Annotated in this window: 21 protein-coding genes and 3 pseudogenes; 17 read left to right on the top strand and 7 right to left on the bottom strand. The window is 39.7% G+C overall.

Annotated elements, in window-relative coordinates:
• Positions 1-175: 175 nt before the first annotated feature.
• Positions 176-469 carry an exodeoxyribonuclease VII large subunit gene (locus ACQ9BO_RS09260; protein WP_431244477.1) on the bottom strand — a complete coding sequence of 98 codons (294 nt, stop codon included), beginning with the start codon at positions 467-469 and terminating at the stop codon, positions 176-178.
• A 312-nt stretch (positions 470-781) separates the two neighbouring features.
• On the opposite strand from ACQ9BO_RS09260, the gene ACQ9BO_RS09255 reads away from it, so the two are divergent.
• From ACQ9BO_RS09255 to ACQ9BO_RS09245, 3 genes are all read left to right on the top strand, one after another.
• Positions 782-1,171 carry a single-stranded DNA-binding protein gene (locus ACQ9BO_RS09255; RefSeq protein WP_431244476.1) on the top strand — a complete coding sequence of 130 codons (390 nt, stop codon included), beginning with the start codon at positions 782-784 and terminating at the stop codon, positions 1,169-1,171.
• 198 nt (positions 1,172-1,369) lie between these two features.
• Positions 1,370-1,573, top strand: coding sequence for a DUF7222 domain-containing protein (locus ACQ9BO_RS09250; RefSeq protein WP_431245093.1), 204 nt, complete (start codon positions 1,370-1,372; stop codon positions 1,571-1,573).
• A gap of 24 nt (positions 1,574-1,597) precedes the next feature.
• The gene (locus tag ACQ9BO_RS09245; RefSeq protein ID WP_431244475.1) at positions 1,598-1,765 is read left to right on the top strand and encodes a Cas9 inhibitor AcrIIA9 family protein; all 168 of its coding nucleotides are present in this window, start codon (positions 1,598-1,600) and stop codon (positions 1,763-1,765) included.
• A gap of 33 nt (positions 1,766-1,798) precedes the next feature.
• Here the strand turns inward: ACQ9BO_RS09245 and ACQ9BO_RS09240 are convergent, their stop codons facing one another.
• A complete protein-coding gene (locus tag ACQ9BO_RS09240; protein ID WP_431244474.1) occupies positions 1,799-1,957 on the bottom strand; it encodes a hypothetical protein in 159 nt (52 codons plus the stop codon).
• A gap of 20 nt (positions 1,958-1,977) precedes the next feature.
• On the opposite strand from ACQ9BO_RS09240, the gene ACQ9BO_RS09235 reads away from it, so the two are divergent.
• The 14 genes and pseudogenes from ACQ9BO_RS09235 to ACQ9BO_RS09170 all read left to right on the top strand — a co-directional run bounded on the left by ACQ9BO_RS09235 (position 1,978) and on the right by ACQ9BO_RS09170 (position 15,843).
• Positions 1,978-2,703 carry a hypothetical protein gene (locus ACQ9BO_RS09235; RefSeq protein ID WP_431244473.1) on the top strand — a complete coding sequence of 242 codons (726 nt, stop codon included), beginning with the start codon at positions 1,978-1,980 and terminating at the stop codon, positions 2,701-2,703.
• The gene (locus tag ACQ9BO_RS09230) at positions 2,684-3,295 is read left to right on the top strand and encodes a PcfJ domain-containing protein (RefSeq protein ID WP_431244472.1); all 612 of its coding nucleotides are present in this window, start codon (positions 2,684-2,686) and stop codon (positions 3,293-3,295) included. The genes ACQ9BO_RS09235 and ACQ9BO_RS09230 overlap by 20 nt, the downstream gene beginning before the upstream one ends.
• Before the next feature lie 266 nt (positions 3,296-3,561).
• Positions 3,562-4,033: pseudogene (locus ACQ9BO_RS09225) on the top strand (JAB domain-containing protein).
• Between the two features lie 58 nt (positions 4,034-4,091).
• Complete coding sequence (locus tag ACQ9BO_RS09220; RefSeq protein ID WP_431244471.1) at positions 4,092-4,331, top strand: DUF6965 family protein; 240 nt, start codon at positions 4,092-4,094, stop codon at positions 4,329-4,331.
• A gap of 169 nt (positions 4,332-4,500) precedes the next feature.
• Positions 4,501-5,683: pseudogene (gene dinB, locus ACQ9BO_RS09215) on the top strand (DNA polymerase IV).
• A 3-nt stretch (positions 5,684-5,686) separates the two neighbouring features.
• Positions 5,687-8,742 (top strand): annotated as a pseudogene (locus ACQ9BO_RS09210) (DNA polymerase III subunit alpha).
• Positions 8,743-9,034: 292 nt separating this feature from the next.
• The gene (locus ACQ9BO_RS09205; protein WP_431244470.1) at positions 9,035-9,661 is read left to right on the top strand and encodes an SOS response-associated peptidase; all 627 of its coding nucleotides are present in this window, start codon (positions 9,035-9,037) and stop codon (positions 9,659-9,661) included.
• Between the two features lie 10 nt (positions 9,662-9,671).
• Positions 9,672-10,097 (top strand): hypothetical protein, encoded by a 426-nt coding sequence (locus tag ACQ9BO_RS09200; protein ID WP_431244469.1) that lies wholly within the window; start codon positions 9,672-9,674, stop codon positions 10,095-10,097.
• Positions 10,098-10,633: 536 nt separating this feature from the next.
• Positions 10,634-11,530 (top strand): DUF4007 family protein, encoded by an 897-nt coding sequence (locus tag ACQ9BO_RS09195; protein ID WP_431244468.1) that lies wholly within the window; start codon positions 10,634-10,636, stop codon positions 11,528-11,530.
• 216 nt (positions 11,531-11,746) lie between these two features.
• Positions 11,747-12,721, top strand: coding sequence for a hypothetical protein (locus tag ACQ9BO_RS09190; RefSeq protein ID WP_431244467.1), 975 nt, complete (start codon positions 11,747-11,749; stop codon positions 12,719-12,721).
• A 30-nt stretch (positions 12,722-12,751) separates the two neighbouring features.
• Positions 12,752-14,221 carry a hypothetical protein gene (locus ACQ9BO_RS09185; protein WP_431244466.1) on the top strand — a complete coding sequence of 490 codons (1,470 nt, stop codon included), beginning with the start codon at positions 12,752-12,754 and terminating at the stop codon, positions 14,219-14,221.
• Positions 14,222-14,261: 40 nt separating this feature from the next.
• Complete coding sequence (locus ACQ9BO_RS09180; RefSeq protein WP_431244465.1) at positions 14,262-14,735, top strand: hypothetical protein; 474 nt, start codon at positions 14,262-14,264, stop codon at positions 14,733-14,735.
• Positions 14,735-15,640: a phosphoadenosine phosphosulfate reductase family protein gene (locus tag ACQ9BO_RS09175; RefSeq protein WP_431244464.1), complete on the top strand. Its 906-nt coding sequence runs from the start codon at positions 14,735-14,737 to the stop codon at positions 15,638-15,640. The genes ACQ9BO_RS09180 and ACQ9BO_RS09175 overlap by 1 nt, the downstream gene beginning before the upstream one ends.
• Positions 15,637-15,843: a hypothetical protein gene (locus ACQ9BO_RS09170; RefSeq protein WP_431244463.1), complete on the top strand. Its 207-nt coding sequence runs from the start codon at positions 15,637-15,639 to the stop codon at positions 15,841-15,843. The genes ACQ9BO_RS09175 and ACQ9BO_RS09170 overlap by 4 nt, the downstream gene beginning before the upstream one ends.
• A gap of 250 nt (positions 15,844-16,093) precedes the next feature.
• On the opposite strand, the gene ACQ9BO_RS09165 is transcribed toward ACQ9BO_RS09170, so the two are convergent.
• From ACQ9BO_RS09165 to ACQ9BO_RS09145, 5 genes are all read right to left on the bottom strand, one after another.
• Positions 16,094-16,528 carry a hypothetical protein gene (locus ACQ9BO_RS09165; RefSeq protein ID WP_431244462.1) on the bottom strand — a complete coding sequence of 145 codons (435 nt, stop codon included), beginning with the start codon at positions 16,526-16,528 and terminating at the stop codon, positions 16,094-16,096.
• Positions 16,501-17,706: a hypothetical protein gene (locus tag ACQ9BO_RS09160; protein WP_431244461.1), complete on the bottom strand. Its 1,206-nt coding sequence runs from the start codon at positions 17,704-17,706 to the stop codon at positions 16,501-16,503. The genes ACQ9BO_RS09165 and ACQ9BO_RS09160 overlap by 28 nt, the downstream gene beginning before the upstream one ends.
• A 16-nt stretch (positions 17,707-17,722) precedes the next feature.
• A complete protein-coding gene (locus ACQ9BO_RS09155) occupies positions 17,723-18,475 on the bottom strand; it encodes a hypothetical protein (protein WP_431244460.1) in 753 nt (250 codons plus the stop codon).
• Between the two features lie 101 nt (positions 18,476-18,576).
• Positions 18,577-19,806 (bottom strand): hypothetical protein, encoded by a 1,230-nt coding sequence (locus ACQ9BO_RS09150; protein WP_431244459.1) that lies wholly within the window; start codon positions 19,804-19,806, stop codon positions 18,577-18,579.
• Positions 19,803-21,551 (bottom strand): AAA family ATPase, encoded by a 1,749-nt coding sequence (locus ACQ9BO_RS09145; RefSeq protein WP_431244458.1) that lies wholly within the window; start codon positions 21,549-21,551, stop codon positions 19,803-19,805. The genes ACQ9BO_RS09150 and ACQ9BO_RS09145 overlap by 4 nt, the downstream gene beginning before the upstream one ends.
• Positions 21,552-21,569: the final 18 nt, after the last annotated feature.

Below are 21,569 nucleotides of genomic sequence, written 5' to 3'. Positions count from 1 at the left end.
GCAGACGGCTGTTTAGCGTAGAGTAGCCATCTGGTGTTTTGGTGATAAAATCATTTTCAGCTTCCAGCCTTTTCAAGGTAGCATTGCGCTCGCTGCTCGAGAACACCCAGCGTGAAATTGGCATCTATATCCAGAACGTTTACCGAAAGTCCGTAAAGTGCGTGGTAATCCACACTCACCTGTACCAGCACATGAAGATTGTTCGTAAAAATCTGCCCTGTCTTCTTTTGAAAATCCGTAAGCCTAACCGCACCTTCCCCCACGCCTTTCCCATAATCTTGGCTGTAATCGCACTGTTTTTCTCCCCTTTCTCAACCAGCTCAAAGTAATGGATCTTTTTATCAGCCTTATAGGTGTGGCTGGTCACATCTGCAACTACCCAGTAAGTGCGTCCCTTGAACCGCTCACTTATAGTCTGATGGATCTGATAGTTTAGCTGAGAGAGTGTGATAAAGTTTTCTGGTTCCATAAAGTTAAGGTGAAACTGCTTCCTTTTGCTGTGATTATTCCGCCCAGCTAAAGTAAGGATAATCCGTAAGATACTAAAACATTAAAATCTGTTGGACTTTTTCAATTAAAACGGATTAAAAGAGCCGCGAAAATAGCACCCGCAGGCTCCTGCATGCGCATAACGGCCTTGCCGCCCTTCGGGACTTATAGCACTCCGGATCCTTTATCGGATGCTTGATTTTGTGCTTTCTTTTTTCCCGTTTTTCTTTTGAAAAATTTCATGCGGGGCTTGAGAAAAAACAGAAAAGTATTCACTTAAAATTATTCAATCATGGAAATCTCAGGACGAATTACAAAGGATGCCGTAACGGCAAAAGTTTCAAATGACAGAGAGGTGGTAAACTTCTCCATCGCAGTAAACGACAGCTACAGACCTAAAGGGGCTAGTGAACTTAAAAAGATTGTGACCTACATCGACTGCTCGTATTGGATGGGTTCCAAAATGGCGCAGTGGCTTAAAAAAGGCACTATGGTCGAACTCTTCGGGCGCATCGGTCTGAATGTCTACACCAATGCGGAGGGCAAAGCACTCGGCTCTTTGACCTTTCACACCAGTAATATCAAAATACTGGTTTTCCCGAAAGCAGAAAACGCTTCTGCTGTTCCCCCATCTGCAAAGAAAAACACGTCTGAAAACGAGCCTGACGATCTGCCTTTCTAAACATGTCACATTTATTTTTTATACACGCCTAAAGACAATATTATGCAAGCCTTATCAAAATCCAACTACAGCGAATACCGTGTAGCCGGTGCCTTTAATGGGATAATCCTCAAAAGCATCACTTCCTATAACGGAAAAAAAGAGAGCAACTGAAATCATTCTTTCTTGACCTGCAGCAGAAGGGGTCGCGTGAGCGGTATGATTTCCGAATTTATCTACCACGCCGACTGCAAGGAATTTTACATCGAGCATATCGATGACCTTGAAAATATCAGAACCGAACTCGAAGAGGCAGTTGGCGAAGCGATTGAAAACCGATTCCAAGCCCCTCACTACACTTTTGTATGCTGGCTCTGCTTTGAAGAATACTGCTATGACCTCTATTCAAGGCTTTTTGAATAACAGTTTAATCTTAAATCTTCTCTTATGAAAGCTACAGAACAATTCAAATCCGTAATGGAGAAATACCTGATTGATAAGGCGCAGAACGATACTGCTTTTGCGCCTGCCTTTGCCAAGCATTCCAAAAACCTAGAAAGCTGTTTCAATTACATTTTCGGAGAGGTCAAAAAAACAGGATGCTTGCGCTTTTGATAATCAGGAAATCTATGACATGGCTGTCAAATACTATACCGATGATTCAATCGGTGTTCCTCCACCAATCAGCCGCAAGGCTGTTGTCGCTCCGCCTGCAAAAGCTGATTTATTCTCGGTCGCTTCCTGCGGTATCTGAAACTCCAATTCAGAAAACCGAAGTGCCAAAACCTGTAAAACCTGCTTGCCCAAACCTTAACCCTCTTTGACCTATGACACCGAAAACCATCATCGAGAAACAGATTACTGAATTAAGCAGTAATCTGAAACCCATTACTTCACAAACGCAGTCTTGGGCGGAAAAAAATATTTTCCTGAAATGGGCGGTGCTCTCAAGAGGAAAATTCCACTGCTTGGAATGCGCCCACTCGTGGAAGCCCGATAGCCAAATACAGTCCTGCCAAAAGTATATCAATTGTACTGCCTGTCAGGGCAGACTAAAAATGCATCAGTACAATCAGGTGCATTTCAAGGAAATCGAATACTTCTCCATTTTGCAGACCTGCGGCGGTTTTCAAGTAGTGCGCATCATCTGTTCGTACAAACACATGAAAAAGAATTTTCAGCCGTCTTATTTTCATAAGGAAGTCATGCGACATTGGATAAGTGCCGACGGCGAAGTCCGAACCATGTCGCTCAGCACTAATGTATTTGCACAGGTATATGACCAATGGAAATTTTATTCCCCTCTTGAAATACGACCGAAAGATTTTCAAGGCGACCAAAAATACCGAATCAATCCCTATAAGATTTACCCTAAGATGAAAGTGTTGCCCATATTGAAAAGAAACGGTTTCAAGACCTCCGTGCATGGCATTGCACCGCAGATACTCTTTACCGCACTTTTGAAAGACCCCGTTTCAGAAACACTTTTAAAATCGGCGCAGAACTCCCTGCTGAAACATTACCTGACTTCCCATGAGCAAGCATTTGCGTGAAAACTGGCAGGCAGTGAAAACCTGTCTTAAACACCGCTATAAAATTCAGGACATCAAAATTTGGGAGGATTATATTGCCCTGCTCCGATGGTTTAAAAAAGACCTCAGCGCCCCTGCGCTTGTCTGCCCCCAAAACTTGGACGATGCGCATGACAGGCTTGTTGCCAAAAAAAGGGATATTCAAAGAAGAAAGCATCTTGCGCAGATGCGCGCCGAAATACAGCAGGCAGAGCCGATTTATGAAAACGATAAAAAACAGTTCTTGGGACTTTCTTTTACCGATAATGACCTAACGGTAAAAGTGCTTGACCGTGTGCAGGATTTCCTCAACGAGGGCGACACGCTCCATCACTGCGTATTTACCAACGAATATTATAAAAAGAAAGATTCCCTTATCCTTTCTGCACAGATAGAAAACAGACCTATTGAAACCATTGAAATTTCCCTTTCAAAAATGGAAATCATCCAATGCAGAGGGCATCGAAATAAAGCTACTAAACACCACAGCAGAATTTTAGGCATTATCCGAAGAAACCTGCCTGAGATTGCCAAACGGTTGAAGAAACAGAAAAAGCAGACCGTTACTGTTTAACCCCTTTTAATACTTACACCGCAGACTTGTACTGCGGTTTTTTTCGGCGCGCAGACACTTTAAGGCTAACGGGGCAATCTTGGTTTAGGGGCTATTGGGGAATGTTAAGTCAATTTCATCACAAAGTTCGGACACGGCTTTCGGTTCTCCGCAAAAAATTCCCCCATAAATGCAGGGCCGCACTCCTGCTTTATTGCGTTGCTTTCTGCGTTCGCTCGTCCCTGTCCGCCAGCGGTGCTGTAATTAATCTTAAAACTATTGCGGCTATGAAAAATCAAAATCAAAACACAGAATGGCAGAAAGTATCAGAAATCGAACTGATCTATAAAACCAAAGTAAAAAGCGCCGACAGGCCTTATATCAGCTCTTCCAAAGATGCTTACCGAATTCTTCTTGACAGCTGGGATCCCGGCAAAATAGAATTCTTTGAGCAGTTCAAAGTGCTCGCTGCTCAACCAGTCCAACAGGGTTCTGGGAATCTACGAGGTCTCCTCAGGAGGCATTGCAGGGACTGTGGTTGATATGCGCCTGCTTTTCGCGGCGACCCTGAAAGCGTACGCCGTCGGGATCATCATCACCCACAACCATCCCTCAGGAAAAACAGCGCCTTCAGAGGCCGACAGAAACATGACCCGAAAAATCCATGAAGCGGGAAAGTCGCTGGACATACCGCTGTTTGACCACATCATCGTGACTCCTTATACCTATTACTCTTTTGCAGATGAAGGCGCCCTATAAGGGCGTTTTCATCTTTCATGCCCTTGGTCTGTTCTGGTTTTTTAAGTAATTTTGCCCTATGAATCATGAAGAAATAAAACGCCATTTTGAGAACAATCCTCCCCCAAAGGAAGTTAGATTGACGGAATGGGCAAATATCACCGACACGCAGGTTTTCCTCAACAGTCGCTATTCGACTATAAGAAACTTTAACGGCCCGATAGATCGATGCCCTGCATGGTGGCATCTGCGGGATTTTTACATTCTAATGAAGAAAACAGCCGGCCAGCCGACCGGCGAAGAGCCTGCTTCAGAATAATTCTGATCCTTCCGTAAATTCTTAATAAAGCAAAAAAGCACCTAAATCGGTGCTTTTTTTATGCCCTGAAAAATAAGGCTTTTTAAATTTTGTTATTAATTAGAACATTTTATTTTTACAAATTGTTATTATCTGTAATAATTTTGACTGATATAAAATGATTAAGATTATGAGCCGGGCAATTGTACATATCGACATGAACACGTTTTTCGTATCCTGCGAAAGACTGACAAATTCAGAACTTAACGGCATACCGCTTATCATCGGCGGCGGTGACAGAGGCGTTGTGGCTTCGTGCTCTTATGAAGCTCGAAAATTCGGCGTGCGTTCTGCCATGCCTATCCACATGGCCATGAAACTCTGTCCTCAGGCAAAAATTATGAAAGGAGACATGGAACTCTACTCCAGGCTTTCCCACGACATTACCGAAATCATTCAGGAAAAGGCACCCGTGGTGGAAAAAGCCAGCATCGATGAATTTTATCTGGACATTACCGGCATGGATAAATTTTACGGAAGCTACAGATGGACAGATGAACTCGCCCAGCGTATTACCAAAGAGACGGGACTTCCCCTCACCTTTGCGCTTTCGGTCAACAAAACCGTTTCGAAAATCGGAACCGGCGAGGGTAAGCAGAAGCAGAACCTTGAAATTCCCGAGCACTTGGTGCAGTCTTTTTTGAATCCGCTCTCCATTAGAAAAATCCCGATGGTCGGACAGAAAACCTTTGAGCTTCTTTCGCGAATCGGAATCCGCACCATCCAGACACTCTCTGAAATGCCTGCCGAATCCCTGCGAGCAGATGATCGGCAAAAACGGAACCGAACTCTGGAAAAAAGCCAATGGGATTGACAACACTCCTGTGGAACCCTACACGGAAAGAAAATCCATTTCAACCGAACATACCTTTTCTCAGGACACTATTGATGTATTGAAACTCAACAGGATCCTGCAGGGCATGGTGGAAAAACTGGCTTATCAGTCACGAGCCGAAGAGTGGCTCACCTCAAATGTAACGGTTAAAATAAGGTACGCCAATTTTGATACCGAAACCAAGCAGTCAAGGGTTCCCTACACCTCAGCAGATCACATTCTGACCCAAACCGTCACTGATCTCTTTACCAAGCTGTACCAGCGCCGTATGCGCCTCCGCCTCATAGGCGTACGCTTCAGCGGACTGGTCAGAGGAACCTATCAGATTGACCTTTTCAATGATACCGAAGAAATGCTTGCCCTCTATCAGGCGATGGACAGAATGAAGACCCGTTACGGCTTTGATGCCGTGATGAGATGTGCCGGTGCCTCTTTCAAACCCAATACTAAAGACGAAATTTTAAAACGCAAAAAATAAATCATGTACCTCAACTGCCACTCTTTTCATTCGTCGCGCTACGGCACCATTCCGCTGGATGATCTGATAAGTCAGGCGGCGGATTGCGGTGTCACGGCAGCGACCTTGACCGATATCAATACCGTAACAGGGATTTATGATTTTATAAAAGGTCGCCAGGCTCTAGGCATAAAACCGCTTGTCGGGATAGAATTCCGCCGCAGGCATAAATTGCGCTATATCGGTCTAGCCAAAAATGCCGCAGGACTTGCCCAGATGAACCGTTTTCTGACCGATCATAATTTCAGCGGCGCTCCGCTTCCGCAAAAGGCTCCGTCTTTTGATTCGGTTTATGTTATCTATACGCTGGAAAATGCGCCAGCAGAGCTCAGCGAAAATGAATATATAGGCATCCAGCATGACCAGCTCGGCAGGCTTTTTATGCCTGAGCTTAAAAAGAAGATTTCCAAAATGGTTATCCTTCAGCCTGTGGTATTCCGTACCAAAAGGGAATACAACCTGCACCGGATCCTGCGCGCGGTTGACCTCAATGAGCTTCTTTCTAAACTTGGGCCTGAGGACTGCCGCAAGAAATCCGATATGATGATTCCCGAAGCGGAACTTATAGGGCTGTATAAAGATTATCCCGAGATTATCCAGAATACACGATACATCATCGAGAACTGCAATTTTCAGTATGATTTCGAAAGCCCGAAAAACAAAAAGCATTATACCAAAAATAAAGCGGGAGACATTGCACTTCTGACCACCCTTGCCGAAGAAGGTCTGGTCTGGCGTTACGGAAGACATAACGCCGAAGCAAAAGCGCGTGTGGAGAAAGAGCTTAAAGTGATCAATGATCTTGAATTCAGCGGGTATTTTCTCATTACCTGGGATATCATACGCTACAGCAACAGTCGCGGTTTCCTTCATATCGGAAGGGGCTCGGGAGCCAACAGCATTATCGCATACTGTCTGGGAATAACGGACATCTGCCCCTTGGAGCTTGACCTTTATTTCGAGCGCTTTCTGAATGAGAACCGCAAGAGTCCTCCCGATTTTGATATAGACTGGTCATGGAAAGAGCGTGACGTGATCCTGAAATATATCTTCGACCGTTACGGCTATGAGAATGTGGCTTTCTGCGGCACGAATGTGGAATTCAAATACCGCTCTATTTTCCGCGAGGTCGGCAAAGTTTTCGGGCTTCCGAAAGACGAGCTGGATATGCTTGCCAAAAATCCCATGAAGCTCCACCAGACCAACTCCATAGTCAAATTGGTGCAGGAATACGGTATGATGCTCGAAAAATATCCTAATATGCGCAGTATGCATTCCTGCGGAATCCTGATCTCGGAAGAACCGCTGACCAATTACACGCCGCTGGAAATGCCGCCGAAAGATTTTCCCATCGTGCTCTTTGATATGCATACAGCAGAGGATATCGGTTTTGATAAATTTGACATCCTCAGCCAGAGAGGCATCGGACATATTGATGATACCGTAAAAATAATTGAGCAGAACAGAGGCATTCGGATCAATATCCGCGACACGAGAATCTCAAAAAACGAACAGTCCGCAAACGTCTATCTTGCAGAGGGACGCACCATCGGGTGCTTTTACATTGAAAGCCCTGCCATGCGCGGTCTATTGCGCCGTCTGAAATGCGATAACTATAAAACACTTGTGGCAAGCATCGTCAATCATCCGCCCGGGAGTAGCGCAGTCCGGAATGATGAAGGAATATATTTTCCGTCATAACAACCCATCAAAATTTGAATATTTTCATCCGGTTTTTGAAAAGGAGCTTGGAGAAACCTACGGTATTATGGTCTATCAGGAAGACGTGATCAAAATTGCCCTGCATTACGGCGGGCTTTCGGCCGCAGACGGAGATATCCTAAGGCGTGCCATGTCGGGGAAGGGACGCTCAAAAGCCGCGCTTCAGAAAGTAAAGGACGATTTCTTTATCGCGGTACGCGGCAAAGGGGCATCCCGAACAGCTGAGCCAGGAAATCTACCGCCAGATCGAATCCTTTGCAGGCTATTCCTTCTGCAAGGCGCATTCTGCCTCCTATGCCGTGGAAAGCTACCAGAGCCTTTATCTTAAGGTGCACTACCCTATTGAATTTATGGTTGCCGTCATAAATAATCAGGGAGGATTTTACCGAACGGAAATCTACATCCATGAAGCCAGAATGGCCGGCGCTGTTATCCATACTCCCTGCGTGAATAAAAGCCAATATGAAACTGCTCTTCACGGCGCCGACATTTATCTGGGATTTATGCACCTGCAGGGCCTGGATTCCAAACTCTCGCAGTTCATCGCTTTTGAGCGCGAGAGAAACGGTGATTATAAATCGCTCGAAGATTTTATAAACAGGGTACCGATGGGCATTGAAAATGTAAAGGCTCTTATTTTCATCGGTGCTTTCCGCTTTACCGGAAAAACAAAAAATCAGCCGCTGGTGCAGGTCAGCCTTTTGATGAATAATTTCAAGCCCGAGAACCGCGGGCTTATGCTCATTGAACAGCCCGCCAAAGAGTTCAAGTCGCCTGTTCTGGAGCGTTCGATATTTGAGGATGCCTTTGATGAAATCGAGTCGCTGAATTTTCCAGTTTCCTGCACCGTTTTTGATCTGCCGCAGACCAGACACCGCGGGGACGTGATGGTCAGGGATTTATTAAAATACCATAAAAAGCAGGTCCGCATGCTGGCATACCTGATTTCGACCAAGCAGGTGCCAACCAAAAGGGGAAATATGTATTTCGGAACGTGGATCGATCATGAGGGAGCCTATTTTGATACGGCACATTTCCCAGACAGTCTGGTAAATAACCCGTTTCAGGGAGGAGGTCGCTACCTGCTATTGGGAACAGTGGAAATTGACTATCATTTCCCGACGATAACCATTTCTAGAATGGCGAAAATGCCCTTCATCCCTGATCCGAGATATTCGGATTCGGAAAAAAGGTATACCACACAGCACAATATCAAACAGGATGTCAGCGACACCCATCGCCAGCCTTATCCGCAGGATCATGAAATTAATCTGCCGCGCCACAGAATGAAATTTTGACAATTAAGTTATGCAATATCCTAAGAATGAATTAATTTTGATAAAGAAGCAAAAACAGAAAGAGGAAAACAAGCATGCCGTACATCAGTTTTCTGCTGTTTCTTTTTCTAAGCATTTGTTTTCGCTGTTCATTTTCTTTTATAAGTCTTTCGATGCGTTTAATGTCTATTGGGCATAATTCCATAAGATCGTTTATTCAAACTTAAGCCGCATGAAAATGACAAAAGCCCTTAAAAGGGCAAATTAGTATCAGGATAAGACATTTTTAAAACAGCCTTTAAAACGGAATATTATGTGCTATTATACCCAGCAGAATGCCTCGATAGAAAATCTAAAAAGACGCTTTAATGCCGAACTCGACAACGAGGAGACCTTTCTGCAGTCTGATTTCATAAATGGGTTCTCCCATCCTAACATCCCCGTGATACTCAATTCCTCACCGCATCTTATCACAACGGACTACACATGGGGGCTTCTGCCTTCTTGGGCAAAAGACATCGATTTCAGGAAAAATACGCTCAATGCACGCATTGAATCCATTGATGAGAAGGCATCATTCAAGAATATAACCCATAACCGATGCCTGATAATCGCATCTGCCTACTACGAATGGCACTGGAATGATGAGAAGGGAAAAAGCAAGGATAAGTACCAGATCAACTCGCAGGATGATGAAATCTTCACCTTTGCGGGATTGTATTCCTCATGGACTGACCCTGTAACGGATGAAATTAAAAACACATATACCATGGTAACCACGAAAGCAAACAGACTAATGGATTTCGTGCACAACCATAAACACAGGATGCCCATCATGCTCAAAAAGCAGGATGAAACAGCTTGGCTGGACCAGTCTGTGGCTATTTCTGAATTTGCTTATCCCTATGAAGGAAACCTAATCGCGCTTCCGTCAAATTAATACCATTTTTATGAAACAGGATATCGATTATTTCAATGGCATGAGCACCGAAGACCTGCATCAGAGATTTTTGCAGAAGCTGTATTCCAAAACAGAATTTATACAGTACAATGATCCTGATGATTTTTTCGATCCAGAGCAGGAATACGGGAATCATATAACGCAGTGCATTGCCGAGGAAAGAGATTTTTTAAGAGAATTGATTCGCGACGCATCAGGCGAAGCTGGAATAGTACTGGCAAACGAGCGTGTGGAAGAAATGGTGCGACAGAAAATAGAAGAAATCAATCACCTTATCGGAACGGCAATCGAAGATTATATTGAAAAGGTTTCAGTTACCTATATTGATCCTGTGCCAGAATGCGGCCAGACATCTATATTGTATAGATGGTTTTGCAGACTTTTGAAATTTATAAAATCATTCTTCAACAGCTAACTGCTTTAATTGAACCAGATTCTTTGATAGAATAAATAGAATAACTAACTCCTCATCGTCAAATTATATTTATTTAAAGACTTATTGAAAGCCAACCACATAAAATACTGAAAGACTTGCAGTTGCTTCTTGTTTTATAAATGAACGTTTTTAAAAACAATGCTTCCAAATATCACAAACAGATATTTAATCTGATGAATAGAATCATTCATCAGATAAAGGAGCGGGCGAAAAGAGCAAAATCAGCTGAAAATAGTTAAGCCAGCCTTATGACGTTTTTTTAACGCCGGTAAGATACTTTAAGTATTTTAATTCCTAACTTTTAAAGCATTTTCATATTCCACAATTTACTCGGAAGTCACTTGTAGCAGTACCTCTGCACGGTCAAATTAGGCATTCAATAAAAAATGTTCTATTTGGTCCGGACAGAAAAGAAAGTTAAAATATCAAGCTCAAATTAATATTATAAGCTCAATAATGCATGTGTTGTTTTTATATTTTGTTAATTTGTATCAATTAAAAGAATATAGAAATTTATGTCTGAAACAGCGACCAATCCACTGAATAAACTTACTTTTTCTGGGCATGAAACTTTCCATTGCAGGCAATTGTGGCTGAAAAAAGGTTATGATTTTGTAAAAAAGGGAAGCAGATTCAGCGATAGCGAGGCAGTAGTTCTGTTGGGTGTCGGTAAAAATATGGTTTCAGCCATACATTTCTGGATGAAAGCATTTGCATTAATCGACAAAGAAGGGAACACTACTGAGTTGGCGGATTATATTTTTTCTGCAAATGGCAGAGACCCGTATCTGGAAGATGAAGCTACTTTGTGGCTTCTGCATTACCACCTAGTAGCTCAGGGCTCAGCATCGATATATGATTTGGTATTTAATCAATTGAGAAAGGAGAAAATTGAGTTTACAAAAGAAAATTTCCTGGTGTTTGCTGAAAGGAAGGCAAATGAAATTGGATTTACGCAGTACAACAGGAAGACCGTTTCGGCGGATTTTGAGGTATTGACAAAAATGTACATCCGAACAACCGACCAAGCAAAAGATAAGGAAGACACCTTTTCCGGCCTTTTGACGGACTTAAATCTAATACAGGAAGAAAAGAAGCATAATTCTCTATATTCCATTCCTAATGAGAGCCGAAATAGCCTGCCTGAAGAAATTATTTTATACACAATTTTGGATAAAGACGATTTTCAAAAATCTGTAAGCTTAAATGTTCTTGCTCAGGACCGAAACAAGGCCGGATCTGTTTTTGCAATTACGAAAAATGCATTGATGGAAAAATTAGACTCAGCTACTAACAGTCTTAAATATAAGAAATACGGTATAACGTTAAGTGATCACGCGGGTATCAAAGAACTACAGTTCACAGTAAAACCCAATAAATTTGAAATACTAGATCATTACTATGGCAACTAAATTCACCACATCAACCAATATAATTCGTGATACGGACAGGGAACTTATATATATTCCTACTCCAAATGCCATTCGAATTAGTAATCAGATAAGTAATGACTTTAAACAAGGGGCAAGGTCATTTAATATAATCGGATCATACGGAACCGGTAAAAGCTCGTTCTTATGGGCTCTTGAGCAGACCCTGAAAAAAATAAATCATATTTTGGATTAAACATGCTTGCTGATCCGAAAATTGGTTTCGTTAAAATAATTGGTGAATATCAGTCCTTAAAGCAGACCTTTGCTGATCTGCTTGAAATCAAGAATGATAAAAATGTTATTGAAAATATCTTTTCTGAAATTTTTAACCGCTATTACGATCTGGACAGGAAAAACCCCTTGCTTTTTATTGTCATAGATGAGTTCGGCAAATTTCTTGAATATGCATCACAGAATAAGCCTGAGCAGGAACTGTACTTCATACAGCGGCTCTCTGAGTTTGCAAATAATTCGGATAATAATATAGTATTATTGACGACAGTGCATCAAAATTTTGATGCCTACGCCATGAATCTTGGGTCGTCGCAGAGACAGGAATGGACAAAAGTTAAAGGAAGATTTAAAGAAATTACTTTTAATGAACCCGTAGAGCAGTTATTGTTTCTTGCATCCGAACATATTGAAGAGAGGCAATCAGTCAATAAGAAAGAACGAACTGTTGGTGAACTGGTTGAACTGTTGGCAGATTCTAAGGCTTTTAGGATTAATGAAGACTACATTAACGGAATTGCTAAAAGATTATATCCCCTAGACGCTATTTCTGCCTACGTGCTGACTTTGTCATTGCAGAAATACGGACAAAATGAAAGGTCATTATTTTCTTTTTTAGAATCAACAGATCATACTGGATTATACCAACACAGTATCTTGTCTGATGGTTTCTATTCGATAGCTGAAGTGTACGATTTTCTGGTGCATAATTATTTTTCATTTCTTAACTCAAGGTATAATCCTGATTTTAGTGCGTGGAAAGCTATAAGGACTTCATTAGAAAAGGCTGAAGTTTTATTTGACATAAACTTGGCCGATTATGAGAAACTTATCAAAACAATAGGCTTGCTGTCAATAAATGCGCAGGCAGGCTCATTCATTAATCGTGATTTTCTTATAAGATATGCCCAAAAAAGTCTAGGTATTGTCTGCCGCTGATGCGCTAATCGAGGATCTGGAGGTAAAAAAGTGATTCTTTACAGAAATTACAACAACAGATATATCCTTTTTGAAGGGACAGATTTAGATATACAAACCGCACTTTACGAAGCAGGCAATAAAATCGATGACATTACAGATGTAGTGACTTTGCTGAACAAAAATTACGAGCTCCCTCCCGTCTTGGCTAAAAGAGCTATGTTCGAGACAGGAACGCCACGTCTGTTTGAATATAAAATTACCTCACAGCCTATTTCTGCAAAGCCCGAAGGAGATGTGGACGGTTACATTAATCTGATTTTTAATGAGAAGGACATTTTGTCCGATATTGAAAGCTTCTCATTTGAGAATCAGGAAGCAATTCTATATTGCTATTATTTAAATTCGAAAGAGATCAAAGATCTCCTATTCGAAATAGAGAAGACAAGAAAAGTTATAGAAGAAAACCGCGATGACAAAGTCGCGGTTATAGAGCTTAAAAATATTGTTTTGCACCAGAGAAATTTATTGAATCATAAGATACTCAATAGTTTTTTTGGAAGTAAAGCGACGGTAAAGTGGATCTTTGATGGACAGCAGATAGAACTGAAATCGCAAAAAGATTTTAATGCATTCCTGTCTGAGATTTGCCGCAAGGTTTATCATAAAACGCCTTACTTCAATAATGAGCTTGTAAACAAGCATAAGATCTCGACATCTATCCATACAGCAAAAAGAAATTATTTCAGGGCTTTGGCCAATGATTGGGATATTCCCCAGCTTGGTTTTCCTGCAGAGAAATATCCACCGGAGAAAACAATTTATTTATCCTTGCTGGAAAACAATGGCATAAAGTTATGTAATGATAATGCATCCAACTTAATTGAGCCTCATAATGAAAACGGTTTTGATGATTTGTGGAAAGTCTCTGTGGAGTTTTTAAACAATGCCAAGCTGGCCAAAAGAAACTTAACAGAATTCGTAGAAATATTAAGCAACAAGCCTTTTAAGCTCAAGCAAGGTTTCATCGACTTTTGGGTTCCTACTTTTTTATTTATCAAAAGGGACGAATATGCCTTATTTAATGGAAATATCTACACTCCTACCATTAATGAGGATATTTTGGAACTATTGGCAAAAGTGCCAAAAGATTTTGATGTAAAATCTTTTGTGCTTGAAGGCGTCAAGTTGGATATTTTCAATAGCTATCGCAAATTTTTAAATATTGATATAAATAAAAACGGTAATGCACAGACTTTCATAGAAACCATAAAGCCTTTTCTGGTGTTTTATAGAGGACTCCCGCAATATTCGAAGGAAACCAAACGTCTGTCAAAAGAAAGTTTTGCAATCAGGGAGGCAATAGCAAATTCCAAGGACCCGGAGCAGTCTTTCTTTGAGGATTTCCCTGTCGCATTAGGCTATTCTGTTTCAAAAATACAGAAGGACAGGACGGAATTGCGAGCATTTTATTGTACAACTGCAGGATTCCATAAAAGAGATTCGCAACTCTTTCGATGAATTGGTCAACCGTTTTGAATCTTTTCTGCAGGATAAATACTTGGACAAGCCTATGCCGTTTGACCAGTACAAAATCAAATTTCAAAATAGATATAAGAGTTTACACCGCCACTTGCCGCTCAACACGCAAAAATCATTTGTGCAAAGGCTTGATTCTCAAATAGAGGATAAGAAAGCATGGTTAAGCTCATTAGCGCAATCTTTAACGGGCAAATCGCTCGAAAAGTTTAAAGATGATGACGAACTCGTGCTCTATGATAAGTTTGCAGATATGATTTTAAGCCTTGACAGCTTAAATAGGATTTCAAGGACTAAATTTGATGAAGATAAGGAAATAGCCTTGGATGTCCAGATCAACTCTTTTGAAGGAGGAATGGCAAACAAGGTCATACGGCTTCCGAAAGGAAAAAGCAAAGAGGTCGAGAATCTCGAAGAAAAGATAAAACAGTCGCTGTCTAAAGATAAAAGTATAGACCTAGCCGCTGTAACAACTGTTTTAAAAGACTTGTTATAATGGGTAAAGTAAGACACGTATTGGGCATATCTGGAGGAAAGGACAGTGCGGCCTTGGCTATATACATGATGAAGAATTATCCGGAACTGGATATAGAATATTATACATCAGATACAGGAAAAGAACTTGATGACACTTATAATCTGATAGAAAATCTTGAAAATTATTTGGGCAGGGAAATATACAGACTTCCTGTACTTTCTGACGACAGCCTGAATCCATTTGATCATTTTGTGAAAATGTACAATGGCTATCTCCCTGGAAATATGTCACGCTGGTGCACAAAAAAACTGAAGCTGGAGCCGTTCGAAAAATTTGTTGGAGACGATTTGGTTATATCTTATGTGGGTATCCGTGGTGATGAAGACAGAGAAGGCTATATATCTAAAAAATCCAATATCCAATCTATTTTTCCGTTCCGTAAAAATATCTTCAGCGAGGATGTTACCGCCAAATTTCTTTCAAACAGCAATATCAATAATGTTTTAAAATATTATGAAGCATGTGATTTAGGCGAAAAGCGTGAAAGAATTTTTGAAGCCATAAATGAGGAGGTTTCGATTAACTTCAGTCAGGCGCAAAAACTCAATAATCTCTTGGATCTTGGAATCAAGGAGTACAATCAGGCTGTTTTTCAATTTCTGCAGACAACTGAATATCCATTGTCCAAAGAAACTGAATTCCCTTTGATAGATAATCAAGAAGTACTGGTCAGGGATGATATTTTCAGAATATTGGAGGATTCCGGCGTTGGGGTTCCGGCATATTATAAAGCTATAGAATTTGAGGTAAATGGCAAAAAATCAACTTATGCGCGCGAATCAGCTCAGGTCGCTTCTTTTGTTTTTATCAGCAGAAAATTGAGTGGGTTTGGCTGTATGAACAGCATCCCGATTTGTTTATGAAAGCTATGGAGTATGAGAAAGACGGCTATACCTGGATACAGGATGAATCCTTGTCTGAATTAATTCATCCTGATCGTATTGAAAAAATAAAAGAAGAGTATATCAAACGTAAAGAAAGAAAAAACTCAAAAGTACAGTCGCCTTATCTTTTAGACATTTTGGAAGATGCGGAAGGAGAAGGTTGTGCAAGTTGTTTTATATGATAGAAATACACGATGGCAGAACATAAAATTTTTTAATTTACTACAGGGGGACATGTCTAGTATCAAAATGGGTGAAAAATAAATTGGACATCTTTCGACAACTATGAATTAGTTAGTAAAAAATCTATATGACGCAGATGCTGACAAATGTTAGATTTATACCCAATATAATACGGATCCGAATAAAAATTTAATGATAATAAAATACATAAACAAAGTGTTACTGTTTAAATTTTCTTATACTTAAAAATCAATCCTCTAAACTTCCAATCAACTGCTCCATTCCAAAATTCAACAGAAAATCAGAGTAATAACTGTCGAATACATCGCTGATGTAGGTGTCTATCGTTATTTCTTCCTCAGTATTATCAGAAGTAGTAAGCCTGTAATTCTTCTTTTTGGTTATCATATACAAAAACAATGAATGGAAGTACACCGCCGCAATATATCTCTTCTGTGCAACTATTATCTGATCTTCATTTTTTAGCTTTTTTCGATAATTGAGAAAGACATTACTGTCGATATTAATGTAGATTTTCTCCAGAATATCTCCAGAAGCTACAGGAGCCAAAACCGTATCATAATTCATGGAAATACCGCTCTTTATTTCGAGTTCATCCCATTGTTCTTTGGAAACTTTAACCAGTTCCGGTAGCCCTATGTTATCAAAACTTTCCGTTTCCACGGGAGCAGGTTCTTTCTTCTGCTCAGGGTCGACGATTTTAAGGAAAACAATTTCCTGAAAAAGTCTTCGCCAACACCTTTCAGGCTTGCCTCTATTTCTATTTCGTCTCCTTGACGTAAGTCAGTGTCAGGATTCAATGTGATTTTGATTGTACCTTTGTCAGGACTAGATTTGATGATATTCAGCAACTCTCCGGGTTCTTTTGTATTTCCTTTTTCATTCCCACCGTTACTATCTGTTCGTTTAACCCTCAAGATACTAACCTGCAAATCTCCTGGATTATCAGTCCTGTCAAAATAGTGGTCTTCCACATCTGTTTCAAAGCGTAAGGTCTTTTCACCTCCAACTGGAACGGGCATAGGACTGTTTGCTTTATGCTCGCAACTTAAAAAAACTTGGAAAGCGCTCGGGTTTGAATGGCACCTGTTCTTTGGCAGGCCTATTTGGTGTCTGCTTTTTTCGGGTTTTTCTTTTGCTCGCTCCTCAAGTTTAAGTGTATTTTGCAATAACTTGAATAGATCACTGTCTTTTGACAGGTTTTTTGCAAAACTTTTTATAAGCTCGGATGTGTCTTCACTTTCTAAACCAATAGAATCCTTCCTGCGTTTGTTAATTTCGTCAAGTTTGGATTTAGTTAATTTCTTGCGCAGATAGTCCCTTAATTCTTCGGCTTTAGCTCCATTTTTTAAACGATCACGCGAAGCCATAAAAAGATCTTTTCTAAACTCATATTTCATTTTAGTACAATCTACATTGATCAGAAGGTAATCCTTCAATAAGTTGTATTTCAGACCTCTGGTGATAAATTCGGACGTATAGTGTCCATGTACCTGCCCATTCATCGAAAACAAAGTTGACATATTATTTTTAAAGAATCTGCGCTGTATATCTCCTTTGGTTTCTTTTACGGTTTTGCCGTCCTGTTTTGCCTTGAAGAGATAGCACGTTACTTTCATCTTACCGAATAGAACGTCTTCGTATTCTTCAGAAAACCAGTCTTCGACATAATCCTTTTCCTCTTCCAAACGTCTTTGCAGTCCATAAACTGTAGTTTCTAAAACCTTGTTATTAGGATAACGCTCTTTGGTATCGATTGTAAAGACCGGTAGAACAGGTTTGAACAAAAATTCATTCAGATTTTGATTTAAATCCTGGGCAAAACCGGAAACTCCTTTCATCTGGTACGAATACATCTTAATCACCGTGCCGGTGGTAAACTGGCGGTTGAGCTGACTTTAAATCCAACTTAGTTGTATCAAAAGACGGAATATTGTTGTCAATCTTTAAATACTCATACCATGTGTTTTTTTTAATTTCCAATTCATCTTTGGACAACGGATGTTCCCTCACAAGTGTAAAACCAAATTTTCCTAAACCGTCAAATCTTTTAGAGGCAATCAGTTGATATCCTTTGCCACAAAAGACAATGGCGCCACTTCCTCCCATATTGTATTTCCCCTGTACGAAATGAATTTCATTTTTGTTTCCACGCATCAAGGAGAGGAAAGTACTTTCGAAATTTTCGGGATGCTGTCCCTCTCCATTATCGTAAATGATTACTGAACTTTGTCTGGTGGGACCGTCAGCAATAATTTGTATGTCTTCAGCCTGTTTCCTTCTGGTAGTGTTCAGATCCCAATTTTTATTGTCAACGAAAAACAATTCAACAGCTTCGTCCATTGATTTTGGAGCATTTTTAGCTTTAGGGTCCAAACCTGCCTCAATACATTTTTTCATCAGGATGGCATCTATAGAATTGGTTACCTTTTCGACGAGCGCCGCAATTGGGTTAGACTGCTGATTTTCGATTATACTGAAATTTGATTCGTTTTGCCCAATTGGAAACCAGTTCTCCGCCTTGGACAGATGGGTATCAACAGAAATTAATTTGTCTATATCAGATTCAGTCTTGCAATTATATATGGATTCAAATAAAGCTTTCAACATAAGGAGTTTAATTGGTTATTTTAAAATAAATATATTAATTTTTAAGCAATTTCTTAATAATACAGATAAAATGCTGTAGGTAAAAACGGAATCGGTATTAATTATAAATCTAAAGTCCTCTTCAAGTCCGTTTTCGATATGATATCATAAGAGTACTTTGAAAGTGATCTTTTGCCGATACTGCCGCTGTCAGCATATGTACCAATTATTACCCTTTTAAGAAAATTGTCGTCAATGCCTGCCTGGTCGCCCAATATGCTTTTCAATTCATCTATTTTTGTTTCATTATAATAAACTGATTTGAACAGCAGTTCCTGCGCAACGTCTTTATGCAGATTGTATAGTTCTTTTATTAGAAATGTCTTGCAAGAATTGTCGATGCTGGTTTTTAAGTCCGCATCTTCGGTCAAAGTTGTCACAACGATTTCAAAGCTATCCACATCGGCGACTATTTCTTCAATAACGTCTTCACTATATTTGATTTCAAATTGGAAATCGTCGTTCTTAAACTCCATAAATGGGTGGAGATGCGGTTCGAGATAAAAATCCTTAGCACCTTTTAAACTTGAGTTGCAGATATGGCAACTAGGTATCAAATTGTAAATTGATATTGATAGAAACGGATATTTTGATTTAGGAAAAAAGTGGTCAAGTTCGGGCCTCGTTTTTCCATGGTCGTTATAGCTGGTGTTGATATAGTTCCTGTTGCAATAGGGGCATACATTAACATTGAGTTCATTTGTCAATTTATAGGCTCCCCAAGGTTCTTTTGCCTCAATTAGGGCATCATAATTGAAAATGGTGTAAATCTTGGAATAAAAGTCCTTTACGCTTTCAGTAAATTGTCCTTTAAGCGCTGAAAACATTGATTTTAAAAGATTAATGGGAATTTTTGCTCCTGCATTTGGGTTTGGAAATAAGGCGGGATTCAGTTCCGTTTTTAAGCCCACCAAAGTGTCACGATATTCATTTTTCCTGCGTAGGACCTCAACTTTTCCGACAAAACTCTCGGCCTTTCTGTTGATGCGCTCACATATTTGATCAAATGTACCGAGAGCTAAAAAACTTTGATACTGTGAAAGTAAAGCTATTTCATTTATTATATTTGTTTGATAATGTTCAATTTCTATTTTTAATTCATGCGGTCTGCCGACAACAATGGATTTCAAAATATCAGGATTGTCCCGTAATCTGATAAAATAATTGCGTTGGGATTCTTCAATTCCTTCATCTTCGGCAAATGAGTTTATTTTTGCATAACCGTCAGATGCTGTGAAATAGGTCCAATGAGAATCGAGTATGGATTCGGGTATACTTCCTATAAAAATCATGATGCAGTCAGTTTAGAAATTTCTGATTTATGCCATTTGATCTGCGTTTCTTTTGATAATTGGCTCAATCTCTTTTTTAATTCATCTTCCAGCCTAAAGCGTAAAACCGGTTCTCCAATCATATCAACCCTTTTTTGGTATAATTCAACATTATCCTCGGTCATTTCCTTTATGTCATTCAAAAGAGTTGTAATCTTCCTTTTTGCGAATTCCCCAATCGAGCCGTTCTTCAGAAAAAATTGTTTTGTATACAACTGATGGATATTTGCCCCAAAAGAAGATTCTTCATTTAGCTGTCTGGTTGGATTGCAATTATCATCTAAAAGAATGATATTTTCTTTTGGAAGATCAGAGATAAGGAATGGGGAATGCGAAGTGAGAATCAATTGAACCTTTGAGGATTCAAATACTTGTGAAATAAACCAGATAAGATCATTTAGAAAATTCTTTTGCCATTCTGGATGCAGATATAGGTCACCTTCGTCTATACATATCAATAGACTTTTGGAGTTTCCCCTAACTTTTTCGCTCACCGAGTATAGTTGCGAAAATAAATTTAGGTAGGCTCTCATGCCTGAACTCAATTTTGACCAGTCATGCGATATAAGAGATGGATTATTGAAAAGGTCTTGTTTATCGTCTATAAGATCTTTGAACTCATCACTAAAATCCACAAGAATTGAATTGCTGTATTTTTCTACCTGTCCAAAGTTAAAATTTTGGGATTCCAATTCCTGCGGCAAATCATTGTACAAACTGTAATCTGATTCGCTCAGGTCTTCAATTTCACTGTGATGAAAACTGTTTAGAAAGGCAACAACTTTTGGATTTAAGGTCGCAATAGCTTCTGCCATTCCTTCCTGTCCAACTAATTGAACACCGTCCAAAAATTCATCCATCGAAACGTTTTTAGAAATTAGAAAACTAAGCAGATTAACTGCCAATCCGTATTTAAACCTATTGTAGTTAGATGTTGATTCCTGGTAAATTGCCTTTCTGTAACGTTTGATGATACCTTCAATTTTATCGTCAGCCATAAAAACACTTTCAAGTTCCGTAAAAGCAATTGGATTAAAAATGAACCTGATCTTTCTTTCTGGATTGTTATTGGGATTTAATTTTTGCCAAGTGTCACTAAAAATTGGAGAATCGACAAATCTGATCTTATTTGACTGCAACTTGTTCATTGCTTCGAATGAACAATTATTGATCGTACTTCCTTCGAACAGATATTCCTTATTATCTGCAACATTGGAATAGAACATGGTCTCCCATTCGCTGTTAATAACAGCTTTTTCTAATTCAACTTCCAAACATTTAACTTTCGAAGTCGTAATACTCTTGCCTTCAGTTCTGCCAAAAAAATAAGGTTTGTCATCTTTTTTAAAAATCAAAACATAATTGGGGCTTAATCTATCCCTTCGCCCTTTACTTATTGCTGTAAGTATAAAATCTATAATATTGCTTTTACCGGATGAGTTTTTTCCGATAATTGCAGTGACCTGAGAAATATTAGATATCGTTTCTGAAGGTTCAGAACTGAAGAAATTCTCAAGATAATTAATATCATCGTCTTTAAATTTCAAGTTACGGTAGCGTTTTTTTAATGCATTACTGCCGTCAAACAGGTTAATTGTCAAATTATTTGACAATCTGTCGTAATTGATTTCATATTGATTGGAAAAATTTAAGCCCTTATTATTGATATTTCTGAAATTCTCAATCCATACGTAGAGTAGTTCCATTATAGTTGTTGGTTAATA

Source organism: Flavobacterium sp. P21 (genome assembly GCF_050632225.1).
Taxonomy (GTDB): Bacteria; Bacteroidota; Bacteroidia; order Flavobacteriales; family Flavobacteriaceae; genus Flavobacterium.
Note: the sequence above shows the minus strand (reverse complement) of the source record. Positions and strands in the feature narration are given on the sequence as shown.